Below are 10,976 nucleotides of genomic sequence, written 5' to 3' on the forward strand. Positions count from 1 at the left end.
GCAGGGCATGGTGCCGACTCCCTTTCTGATGAGTTTCCCGAAGCATGTTCAGACCGCTGCCCCTTTTCATCGGCGCTCGCTACACACGCGCCCGTCGGCGTAGTCACTTCGTTTCCTTTATTTCACTGACCTCGATCATTGGCCTGGCACTCGGTGTGCTGGTGATGATTCTGGTGCTGTCGGTGATGAATGGCTTCGACTACGAGATGCGCCATCGTGTCCTCGGCATGGTGCCACATGCCACCCTAGAGGCCGGTCAACCGCTAAGCGACTGGCAGGGACTGGCGCGCCAGGTGGAGTCGCAGCCTGGCGTGCTGGCCAGTGCGCCCTTTACGCAGATGCAGGGGCTGCTGACAGGTAACGGTCAGGTGCAAAAGGTGCTGATCAACGCCATCGAGCCGTCACTTGAGGCGCGAGTATCGATCATCGAGGACTTTTTCCTGCCAGGGCAGGGCAGCCTGGCGGCCTTGCAGCCCGGCGAGTTCGGCATCGTATTGGGCGATACCGCCGCACAGCGGCTGGGGCTGCAATTGGGCGACCGGGTGACGTTCGTGGCGCCCGAGGTGGCGTTGACGCCTGCCGGCATGTTCCCGCGCATGAAGCGTTTTACCCTGGTCGGGCTGTTCCATGTCGGAGCCGGTGAGGTCGACGGCCATGTGGCACTGGTGCACCGCCAGGATGCGGCGCGCTTGCTGCGTTGGCAGGCGGATCAGGTGCAGGGGCTGCGCCTGCAGCTGGCAGATTTGTTCCAGGCACCGCAAACCGCTTGGCAGTTGGTCGAACAGCTGGGCCGCGAGCAGTTCTATGCGCGCGACTGGACGCGTAGCCATGGCAACCTTTACCAGGCCATTCGCATGGAAAAGACCATGATCGGCCTGTTGCTGCTGCTGATTGTTGCGGTGGCTGCGTTCAATATCGTCTCGACACTGGTCATGGTGGTGACCGACAAGAAGGCTGATATCGCCATCCTGCGTACCCTGGGCGCCACGCCCCGGCAGATTCTTGCCACCTTCATGGTGCAGGGTTGCTTCATTGGCGTGGTTGGCACACTGCTGGGTGCGCTGCTCGGCGTGCTCGCGGCACTCAATATCAGTGCGCTGATCGCCTGGGTGGAGCGTAGCCTGGGCATGCGTTTCCTCAGCGCCGAGGTGTATTTCATCGATTACCTGCCGTCGCGCGTACAGCTGGCAGATGTGCTGATTGTGTGTGCGGCGGCCTTGCTGCTGAGTTTCCTGGCTACTTTGTATCCGGCCTGGCGTGCGGCGCGCACCCAGCCTGCGGAGGCGTTGCGTTATGAATGACAAGGTGGTGTTGCAGTGCCGTGATCTGGGCAAGAGTTACGAGGAAGGTCCGGCCCGCGTCGAGGTGTTGAATGGTGTGGAGCTGAGTTTGCGGCCTGGCGAACGGGTAGCCATCATCGGTAGCTCCGGCTCGGGCAAGAGCACTCTGTTGAACATGCTGGGCGGTTTGGATACGCCCACGCGAGGCAGCGTATGGCTGGCTGGCGAGGAATTATCGGCCCTCAATGAGCGGGCGCGCGGTCTGTTGCGCAACCGTGCCCTAGGTTTCGTCTACCAGTTCCATCACCTGTTGGCTGAGTTCACCGCGCTGGAGAACGTGGCCATGCCATTGCTGCTCGGGCAGGCACCGCTTAGTGAAGTGCGTGCACGTGCCACAGCCTTGCTGGAGCGTGTTGGTCTGGGCCACCGGCTGGCGCACAAGCCTGCCGAGTTGTCCGGTGGTGAGCGCCAGCGGGTGGCGATTGCCCGGGCCTTGGTCAACCAGCCAGCGCTGGTCTTGCTGGATGAACCCACCGGTAACCTGGACCAGCATACGGCAGAGAGCATTCAGGCGCTGATGCTGGAGTTGTCGCAGACGCTCGATACGGCTTTCCTGGTGGTCACCCATGATGTGCAGCTGGCTGCGCGTATGGATCGCGTGCTGCGCCTGCAGGACGGCAAGCTGGTGGCTGCCTGATGTTGCGCCCGGCCAGTTTGTTCATCGGCTTGCGCTATACCCGTGCGCGGCGTCGTAACCAGTTCATTTCCTTCATTTCCCTGACCTCCATGCTCGGGCTGGCACTGGGTGTGCTGGCAATGATCGTGGTGCTCTCGGTGATGAACGGTTTCCAGCAGGAAATGAGCAAGCGCATCCTTGGTACCCTGGCACATGCCAGTGTCAGCCAGCACGCTGGTATTGCCGACTGGCAGGCGCTGGCCGAGCGCATCAAGCGCGTTGAGCCGCGGGTGATCGGTACGGCTCCCTATGCGGAAATCGATGGCATGCTGTCGCACAAGGGGGCCATGCAGCCGATCCAGATTACCGGCGTGTCACCACCCGATGAGGCGGCGGTATCACAGATGGCCGCTCATCTGCGTGCGGGTCGCCTGGAAGAGCTGCGTGCCGGAGAATACGGAGTGATCCTCGGCCATCTTACGGTGCGTCGACTGCGCCTGGCGCTCGGCGACAAGCTGACCCTGATCATTCCGCAGGCCAGCGAGACAGCCGCCGGTATCACACCACGCCTGCACCGCCTGACCTTGGTTGGGGTGTTCAAGGTGGGGGCTGATCTGGACGCCAGCATGGGCCTGGTACATGTACAGGACAGTGGCGAGATGCTGGGTCTGCAAGCCGGGCAGGTACCTGCCCTGCGTCTGGCATTGCGTGATCTGCGCGAGGCCCCTGAGCTGTCTGCTCGCCTGGCCGGTGAGTTGGGCGAGGGTTATCTGTTGCGTGACTGGAGCCAGACCCAGGGCAGCCTGTTCAGCGCCATGCAGATGGAGAAAACCATGATTGGCCTGCTGCTGATGCTGATCATCGCGGTAGCGGCTTTCAACATCGTTGCCACCCTGATCATGGTGGTGGCTGACAAACGTGCGGATATCGCCATCCTGCGTACGCTGGGCATGACGCCGGGACAGGTGATGCGAGTGTTCATGGTGCAAGGTAGCGTGATCGGCGCGGTGGGTACGCTGGTGGGTGCACTGCTGGGGGTGATTGCTGCCCTCAATCTGAGCGCCTGGATGGCCTGGTTCGAGCAGTTGAGTGGCCAGCAGGTATTTGCAGCGGATCTCTATGTCATCAGCAGCCTGCCTTCGCAATTGCAGTGGGCTGATGTGGCGCTGATCTGTGCGGCTGGCTTGTCGCTGAGTTTCCTGGCTACGCTTTACCCGGCGTGGCGTGCCGCGCAGACCGAGCCGGCGGAAGCGCTGCGTTACGAGTGAGGATTGCGCTGGCGCCGCCGTTCCTGGCGCTTGCGCCAGTTGCGGCGCACCCAGCGTCGCCAGTAGTAATGGGTTGCCAGGTAAGCCGTGCCGGCGAGAACGATGCCCAGCACCAGTGAGCCCAGATATAACGGCTGCCAGTGGGTCAGCAGGACATCCGTCAGCCAGCCCAGGGTGATTTCTTCCGGCATGGCCAATGAAGGAATGCCTAGCAAGCCAGCGCCGACCTTATAGCTGCAATAGAACACCGGAGGCATGGTTACCGGGTTGGTCAGCCATACCAGGCCAACGGATATCGGCAGGTTGGCGCGCAGCGGAATGGCCAGCGCTGCGGCAGCGAGCATCTGCATGGGCATGGGAATCATCGCCCAGAACAGCCCGATAGCCATGGCTCGTGCAACCGAATGGCGATTCAGATGCCAGAGATTGGGATCGTGAATGAGCGCACCGAGGAAGCGCAGTGACTTGTTGCCCTTGATGCGATCTGGATGGGGCATGTAGCGCTTGATGAAACGACGCGGCATGAAGGCTCTCTGGCAGGCGTAAGCGCGCACATTATGCACGTATGCAGGCAGCTCCGCTGTGACGAAATTGTGCGGGCATATGACTGGCGAGTTTGCCCGAGCCAGCCATAGTTAGGTGCTGCTCAGGATCAAGAAAAAGGACACGCACGGATGCGTCTGGCCTGTATTGCCTTGCTGGGTGGGCTGTTGTGCCTGCCCGTTTTACCTGTAATTCCCTCGTGGCCCTGGCTGTTGTTGGCGGGCCTGGCAGGCCTGGGATTATTGCGTACGCTGCTCTATCCGCTGGGCTGGATGCTGCTGGGTTTTACCTGGGCATGCCTGAGCGCCGGGCAGGCTCTGGAGCAGCGCCTGGCGCCTGAACTGGATGGTCGCACCCTGTGGCTGGAAGGGCGAGTGGCTGGTTTGCCGCAACAGCGTGAGGGCATCTGGCGCTTTGAACTGCAGGATGTGCAGGCGCGGCGCGCCCAGTTACCGGCACGCCTGCGTGTTGCCTGGCATGCCGGGCCCGCCGTGCAGGCCGGCGAGTATTGGCGGCTGGCGGTGAAGCTCAAGCGCCCGCGTGGCCAGCTCAATCCGCAGGGTTTTGACTATGAGGCCTGGCTGCTAGCGCAGCGGCTGGGCGCTACCGGTACGGTCAAGCATGGCTATCGCCTACAGGCGGCGCAAGGCGCCAGTCAATGGCGCGACCAGTTGCGCCAGCACCTGCTCAGCCTGGAGCAGGGCCCCGCACTGGCCGCCCTGTTGGTGGGCGATGGTGCTGCGCTGTCCGCGATGCAGTGGCAGGTGCTGCAGGCCACGGGTACCCAGCACCTGATGGTGATTTCCGGTCAGCACATCAGTCTGTTGGCAGGGTTGTTATATGGCCTGGTGGCTGGCCTGCAACGTCTAGGCTGCTGGCCGGCACGCTGGCCCTGGTTGCCGGCAGCCTGTCTGCTGGCGCTGTCCGGGGCTCTGGCTTATGGCTGGCTGGCCGGGTTTGCCGTGCCCGTGCAGCGGGCCTGTCTGATGTTGGCGCTGGTCTTGCTTTGGCGTTGGCGCTTTCGCCATCTGCGTATCTGGACGCCCTGGTTGCTGGCGCTTTGTCTGGTGTTGCTGTTCGAACCACTGGCGAGTTTGCGTCCGGGCTTCTGGCTGTCCTTTGCCGCAGTAGCCATCCTGCTGTTGTGCTTCAGTGCTCGCCTGGGCGCGCGCTCATGGCTGGCCAGCCTGGGCTGGGCACAGTGGGCGATTGCCCTGGGCTTGTTGCCGCTTTTACTGGTGCTGGGCCTGCCGGTGAGCCTGAGTGGCCCGCTAGCCAACCTACTGGCGGTGCCCTGGGTGAGTCTGCTGGTGCTACCCCTGGCGTTGCTCGGTTGTTTGCTGCTGCCGCTGGGAGAGCTGGGAGAAGGCCTGCTGTGGCTGGCCGGGTGGGGGCTGCAACTGCTCTTCACGGGCTTGCAGTGGCTGGCTGAGCAGCAGGCTGCCCATGCGTTTGCGGCCTTGCCCTGGCCGGTGTTGTTGGCAACCGGCCTGGCGGCCTTGCTCTGGTTGCTGCCGGCAGGCGTGCCGTTACGCTGGCCAGGATTGCTGTTGTGGCTGCCGCTGCTCAGTTGGACTCCAGCACGGCCGCCGGTTGCTGAAGCGCGTGTCTGGCTGCTGGATGTCGGTCAGGGCTTGTCCGTGCTGGTGCAGACCCATCAGCATGACCTGCTCTACGACAGTGGGCCGCGCAGCGTATCCTTCGACAGCGGTGCACAACAGGTCTTGCCAAGCCTGCGTGCGCTGGGCGTGCGTAAGCTGGAGCGGTTCATCATCAGTCATGCCGATAACGATCATGCCGGTGGTGCCGCTGCTGTGTTGCAGGGTGTGCCGGTACTGCAACTGGTCAGTGGTGAGCCACGGCGCTTGCGACTGATGCGCCAGGCCGAAGCTTGTACTTGGCAAACCTGGCAGTGGGACGGGGTGCATTTCAGTCAGTGGCAGTGGGCACAGGCGCGCGATGGCAATCAGGCGTCCTGTGTCCTGCGCATCGAGGCAGCCGGGGAAGTTCTGTTGCTCAGCGGTGATATCGATGCGCGTGCCGAGCAGGCCTGGCTGGCGGGACCTCAGGCGGGGGTGGTGGACTGGCTGTTGGCACCGCATCATGGCAGTCGTACGTCGTCTTCAGCGTTGTTCCTAGCGCATGCCCGGCCGCGTCATGTGCTGTTTACCCGCGGCTGGAACAATACCTTCGGCCATCCCCACGAGGAGGTGGTGCAGCGCTATCTCATGCAGGGTGTGCAAGCCTGGGATACCGCCCGGCAGGGCGCCTTGCTGATTGCTTTGGGACGTCGCGAGCCGGCGCGCGGCTTGCGCGAACAACAGCGTTTCTGGCGGGAAAAATGAGACACACAGCGTTCGGCGCTGGTGAGTCCCTATGCTAGAGTTGCGGCACTTTTCCAAGGGGGATAACCACTGTGTGGGAGCTGGTCAAAGCAGGCGGCTGGATGATGCTGCCGATCATTCTGTGTTCCATTGCGGTGGCGGCCATCGTCGCCGAGCGGCTGTGGACCCTGCGTGCCAGTCGGGTGGCGCCTGGGCACCTGCTGGGGCAGGTCTGGTTGTGGATTCGTGAAAAGCAATTGACCACGCAAAAGCTGCGCGAGCTGCGTCAAAGCTCGCCGTTGGGCGAAGTACTGGCTGCCGGGCTGGCCAACTCCAAGCATGGTCGCGAGATCATGAAGGAGTGCATCGAGGAGGCGGCCGCCAGGGTTATTCATGATCTCGAGCGTTATCTGAATGCGCTGGGGACCATCGCTGGCATTGCACCGCTGCTCGGCTTGCTGGGTACTGTGCTGGGCATGATCGAGATCTTCAGTGGCTTCATGGGGGGAGGCATGGCCAACGCTCCGGTCTTGGCTGCGGGCATTTCCAAGGCGCTGATTACTACGGCAGCCGGCCTGATCGTGGGTATTCCTGCGCTGTTCTTCCATCGTTTCCTGCAGCGACGTGTCGATGAGCTGGTGGTCGGTATGGAGCAGGAGGCGATCAAGCTGGTTGAGGTAGTGCAGGGCGATCGTGAAGTGGATCTTGGTGAAGCCCCGGCCAGTGAACCGCGCAAGGCGCGCAAAGAGGGCGGCAAGGCGTGAAGTTCCGACGCAAGGCGCGGGAGAGCGTCGATATCAACCTGGCACCGCTGATCGATGTCGTGTTCATTCTGCTGCTGTTTTTTGTGGTGACCACGACCTTCACCCGGGAAACCCAGCTCAAGGTTGACCTGCCCGAGGCCGCCAGTGGTACCCCGCCTCAGGAGACAGCGCTCAAGCAGCTGGAAGTGCTGATTGGCGCTGATGGCAGTTATGCGCTGAACGGTCGTCAGCTGCGCCAGCATGACCTGCAGACCCTGATGGCTGCCTTGCAGGCCGAGTCGCAGGGTGACAACAGCCTGCCGTTGGTGATCAGCGCCGACGCCCAGGCAACCCACCAGGCGGTCATTACCGCCATGGATGCGGCCGGCAAGCTCGGCTTTGCCCATCTGCGCATCACCACCGTCGAGGCGCAGCCAGCGCCGTGAAGTTTGCTGAGCGCCTGCTGCGTGCCTGGTATGCCGGGCACCCGGCCCTGCACCTGTTGCGCCCCCTGGAAGCGCTCTATCGGCAAGTGCTGCGCCGTCGGCGCAAGGCGTTCCGCGAGGGGCGGCGCGCGGTCTATCGCGCGCCGGTGCCGGTGCTGGTGGTCGGCAATATCACCTTGGGTGGCACCGGCAAGACGCCGATGATCCTCTGGTTGATCGATTTCCTTCGCCAGCGCGGGCTGCGTGTCGGCGTGGTCAGTCGCGGCTACGGAGCTCGGCCACCGTATACGCCCTGGCAGGTCACCTCCGAGCAGGACGCGACCTTGGCCGGTGACGAGCCCTTGTTGATTGTGCAGCGTACCGGCGTGCCCCTGTATATCGCTGCAGAACGTAGCCTGGCAGTACAGGCGCTGTTGGAGGCGCATGCGGTGGATATCCTGCTGTGTGACGATGGCCTGCAGCACTACGCGCTGGCCCGTGATATTGAGCTGGTGCTGATTGATGCCGCACGAGGCCTGGGCAATGGGCGCTGCCTGCCTGCGGGGCCCTTGCGCGAACCCGCCGAGCGCCTGCAGGAAGTCGATGCCTGCCTGTATAACGGCGCGCCGGACGATTCGCCGCACGGCTATGCCTTGACCCTGCAGCCTACGGCGCTGATCAACCTGTGCAGTGGCGAGCGAGTGGCGTTACAGCACTTTCCTGCCGGCCAGGCGCTGCATGCCGTGGCGGGGATTGGCAATCCGCAGCGTTTCTTCGCCACCCTCGAAGCGCTACACTGGCGGCCGATTTGCCATGCCTTTGCCGATCATGCGCAGTACAGTGCGGCGCAACTGACTTTTGCCGATGATCTGCCGGTGCTGATGACCGAGAAGGATGCCGTCAAGTGCCGGGCCTTTGCCCGCCCCAACTGGTGGTATCTGGCGGTTGATGCCCAGCCTTCGCCGGCCTTCACGGCCTGGCTGGAACAGCGCATGCGGCAGCTTCTGCCCCGCTAGGCCGATACGTCGGCCAGCTCTTATCCCGAGGTGACCGATGGATCCCAAACTGCTCGATATTCTCGCCTGCCCACTGTGCAAGGGGCCGCTCAAACTGAGTGCCGACCAACAGGAGTTGATCTGCAAGGCTGACGCCCTGGCTTTTCCGGTGCGCGATGGCATTCCGGTCATGCTTGAGGGCGAGGCGCGTAGCCTGTCGGTTGACGAGCGTCTGGACAAGTAAGCATGACGCCCGACTTCGTAGTAGTGATACCCGCCCGCTATGCCTCCAGCCGTTTGCCTGGCAAGCCGCTACAGTTGATTGCCGGGCAACCGATGATTCGCCACGTCTGGCAGCAGGCCTGCAAGAGTTCCGCGAAGCGCGTCGTGGTGGCCACTGATGATCCGCGCATCGTTGAGGCCTGCCAGCAGTTTGGTGCCGAGGTGCTGCTGACGCGCGCCGAGCATAACTCCGGTACCGACCGGCTGGCTGAGGTGGCCGCGCAGCTAGGGCTGTCGGACCAAGCCATCGTGGTCAACGTACAGGGTGACGAGCCGCTGATCCCACCGGTGCTGATCGATCAGGTAGCCGCCAACCTGGCAGCCAACCCGCAGGCCGGGATTGCCACACTCGCCGAGCCAATCGAGGATGTCCAGGCACTGTTCAATCCTAACGTGGTCAAGGTGGTCAGCGACAAGAGTGGCCTGGCACTGACGTTCAGTCGCGCACCGATTGCCTGGGCACGTGATGCCTTTGCCGTGTCCCGCGAGCGGTTGCCGGCGGCGATTCCCTATCGCCGACATATTGGCATCTATGCCTATCGTGCAGGCTTTCTGCATGACTTCGTGGCCTGGGGGCCTTGCTGGCTCGAAGACACCGAGTGTCTGGAGCAATTGCGCGCATTGTGGAACGGCGTGCGCATTCATGTCGCCGATGCGCTGCAAAGTCCGCCGGCCGGCGTGGATACCGCCGAGGACCTGGCCCGCGTGCGCCGCCTGCTGGAGGACTGATGAACATCCTGTTTGTCTGTCTGGGCAATATTTGTCGTTCGCCCACCGCCGAAGGCGTCATGCGCCAGCGTCTGGAACAGGCCGGCCTGGCCGCGCAGGTTGCTCTGGACTCGGCGGGTACGGCGGCCTGGCATCAGGGCAAGCCGGTAGACCCGCGCACCCGTCTGGCCGCACAGCGGCGTGGTTATGATCTGTCACTGCTGCGCGGTCGCCAAGTGGTGGTAGAGGACTTTCATCGTTTCGAGCTGATCCTGGCCATGGATGCCAATAACCTGCGTGACCTACAGGCGATGTGCCCGGCCCATGCGCCAGCCGAGGTGGATCTTTACCTGCGTCGCTATGGTTTGCAGCCGCATGAGGTGCCGGACCCCTATTACGGCGGGGAGGAGGGCTTCGAGCAGGTGCTGGACTTGCTGGAGGAGGCGGCTGACCGCTTGCTGGCGGATATACGGGGGCGCTTGTGAGCCTGCAGGTTGAAGAGCAGGCCAGTCTGCTGCGCTACAACACCTTTGGCCTGCCAGCGAGCGCGCAATGCCTGGTGCATGTGCACGATGATGATGAGGTGCGTGCCGCACTGCGCCTGGCGCTGTTGCGTGAGCTGCCGCTGCTGGTGCTGGGCGGTGGCAGCAATCTGCTGCTCACCCAGGATCAGCAGGCATTGGTCATGCATATGCAGAGTCGTGGCCGGCACATTGTCGACGATGACGGCGAACACTGCCTGGTCGAAGCGCAGGCCGGGGAAAACTGGCATGACTTTGTACAGTGGACCCTGCAACAGGGGCTGGTCGGTCTGGAGAACCTCAGTCTGATTCCGGGTACTGTAGGTGCTGCGCCCATGCAGAATATCGGGGCCTATGGCGTGGAGCTGGCTGATCACTTCGTCAGTCTGGATGCACTGCATGTAGCTACTGGCGAACTGCATCAGTTCGATCTGGGCGCTTGTCGGTTTGCCTATCGAGACAGCCTGTTCAAGCAGCAGGCTGGCCAGTGGGTCATCCTGCGTGTGCGTATGCGTCTGGCACGGCATGCGCCGTTGCATCTGGACTATGGCCCGCTGCGTGGTCGCCTGCAGGTCATGGGTATCGAGCAGCCCAATGCGCAGGACGTGGCAGATGCAGTGTGCGCCATCCGCCGTGAGAAGTTGCCGGACCCGCGTGAGCTGGGCAATGCCGGGAGCTTTTTCAAGAATCCGCTGGTGTCGCTTACTCTGGCCGAGCGGATTCGTCAGCAGCATGCCGATCTGGTGGCTTATCCGGCGGGTGTCGGGCAGGTCAAGCTGGCGGCCGGCTGGCTGATCGAACGAGCAGGCTGGAAAGGTTATCGCGAAGGCCGGGTAGGCGTTCATGAACAGCAGGCTCTGGTTTTGGTTAACCACGGCGGGGCAAGCGGTAGCGAGGTGCTGGCGCTGGCTGAGAAAATTCGCGCGGACATTCGTCAGCGCTTTGCCGTTGAGCTGGAGATCGAACCCAACGTACGTTGATTGATCGTCCGACATAAAAAAGGGATGCCTTGGCATCCCTTTTTTATGTTGCCGCTATCCTGTGCCGCTATGGCAGCACAGGATGACGGTAGTCAGCTATTGCGCGGTGCCTGGTCGGCCTCGAGCATCGCGGTAGCTTCGGTAGCTTCGGTAGCTTCGGTAGCTTCGGTAGCTTCGGTAGCTTCGGTAGCTTCGGTAGCTTCGGTAGCTTCGGTGGCTCTGGTGCCGTCG

Annotated in this window: 12 protein-coding genes; 11 read left to right on the forward strand and 1 reads right to left on the reverse strand. The window is 62.8% G+C overall.

The features are described from left to right. Window positions 1–44 precede the first annotated feature (44 nt). From CFY91_RS15165 to CFY91_RS15175, 3 genes are read left to right on the forward strand one after another with little or no spacing between them, the layout of a single operon-like run. A complete protein-coding gene (locus CFY91_RS15165) occupies window positions 45–1,301 on the forward strand; it encodes a lipoprotein-releasing ABC transporter permease subunit (RefSeq protein ID WP_093987227.1) in 1,257 nt (418 codons plus the stop codon). Continuing rightward, window positions 1,294–1,977, forward strand: coding sequence for a lipoprotein-releasing ABC transporter ATP-binding protein LolD (gene lolD, locus CFY91_RS15170; RefSeq protein ID WP_093987228.1), 684 nt, complete (start codon window positions 1,294–1,296; stop codon window positions 1,975–1,977). Before CFY91_RS15165 ends, lolD begins: the two co-directional genes overlap by 8 nt. Further along, window positions 1,977–3,224: a lipoprotein-releasing ABC transporter permease subunit gene (locus tag CFY91_RS15175; RefSeq protein WP_093987229.1), complete on the forward strand. Its 1,248-nt coding sequence runs from the start codon at window positions 1,977–1,979 to the stop codon at window positions 3,222–3,224. Before lolD ends, CFY91_RS15175 begins: the two co-directional genes overlap by 1 nt. Here CFY91_RS15175 and CFY91_RS15180 read toward each other — a convergent pair. Continuing rightward, window positions 3,215–3,748: a DUF2062 domain-containing protein gene (locus CFY91_RS15180; protein WP_093987230.1), complete on the reverse strand. Its 534-nt coding sequence runs from the start codon at window positions 3,746–3,748 to the stop codon at window positions 3,215–3,217. The two genes, CFY91_RS15175 and CFY91_RS15180, sit on opposite strands and share 10 nt — an antisense overlap. Before the next feature lie 150 nt (window positions 3,749–3,898). On the opposite strand from CFY91_RS15180, the gene CFY91_RS15185 reads away from it, so the two are divergent. The 8 genes from CFY91_RS15185 to murB all read left to right on the forward strand — a co-directional run bounded on the left by CFY91_RS15185 (window position 3,899) and on the right by murB (window position 10,745). Beyond that, window positions 3,899–6,112 (forward strand): DNA internalization-related competence protein ComEC/Rec2, encoded by a 2,214-nt coding sequence (locus tag CFY91_RS15185; protein ID WP_093987231.1) that lies wholly within the window; start codon window positions 3,899–3,901, stop codon window positions 6,110–6,112. Between the two features lie 71 nt (window positions 6,113–6,183). Beyond that, on the forward strand, window positions 6,184–6,855 hold the full coding sequence (locus CFY91_RS15190) for a MotA/TolQ/ExbB proton channel family protein (RefSeq protein WP_093987232.1): 672 nt from the start codon (window positions 6,184–6,186) through the stop codon (window positions 6,853–6,855). After that, window positions 6,852–7,280 (forward strand): ExbD/TolR family protein, encoded by a 429-nt coding sequence (locus tag CFY91_RS15195; RefSeq protein WP_093987233.1) that lies wholly within the window; start codon window positions 6,852–6,854, stop codon window positions 7,278–7,280. Before CFY91_RS15190 ends, CFY91_RS15195 begins: the two co-directional genes overlap by 4 nt. Then, the gene (gene lpxK, locus CFY91_RS15200) at window positions 7,277–8,275 is read left to right on the forward strand and encodes a tetraacyldisaccharide 4'-kinase (RefSeq protein WP_093987234.1); all 999 of its coding nucleotides are present in this window, start codon (window positions 7,277–7,279) and stop codon (window positions 8,273–8,275) included. The genes CFY91_RS15195 and lpxK overlap by 4 nt, the downstream gene beginning before the upstream one ends. A 37-nt stretch (window positions 8,276–8,312) precedes the next feature. After that, window positions 8,313–8,498, forward strand: coding sequence for a Trm112 family protein (locus CFY91_RS15205; RefSeq protein ID WP_093987235.1), 186 nt, complete (start codon window positions 8,313–8,315; stop codon window positions 8,496–8,498). A 2-nt stretch (window positions 8,499–8,500) separates the two neighbouring features. Further along, on the forward strand, window positions 8,501–9,265 hold the full coding sequence (gene kdsB / locus CFY91_RS15210) for a 3-deoxy-manno-octulosonate cytidylyltransferase (RefSeq protein WP_093987236.1): 765 nt from the start codon (window positions 8,501–8,503) through the stop codon (window positions 9,263–9,265). After that, a complete protein-coding gene (locus CFY91_RS15215) occupies window positions 9,265–9,729 on the forward strand; it encodes a low molecular weight protein-tyrosine-phosphatase (RefSeq protein ID WP_093987237.1) in 465 nt (154 codons plus the stop codon). Before kdsB ends, CFY91_RS15215 begins: the two co-directional genes overlap by 1 nt. Further along, window positions 9,726–10,745 (forward strand): UDP-N-acetylmuramate dehydrogenase, encoded by a 1,020-nt coding sequence (murB, locus tag CFY91_RS15220; protein WP_093987238.1) that lies wholly within the window; start codon window positions 9,726–9,728, stop codon window positions 10,743–10,745. The genes CFY91_RS15215 and murB overlap by 4 nt, the downstream gene beginning before the upstream one ends. The last annotated feature ends 231 nt before the right edge of the window (window positions 10,746–10,976 follow it).

Origin of the sequence: Pseudomonas fluvialis (assembly GCF_002234375.1) — a bacterium.
GTDB classification, from domain to species: domain Bacteria; phylum Pseudomonadota; class Gammaproteobacteria; order Pseudomonadales; family Pseudomonadaceae; genus Aquipseudomonas; species Aquipseudomonas fluvialis.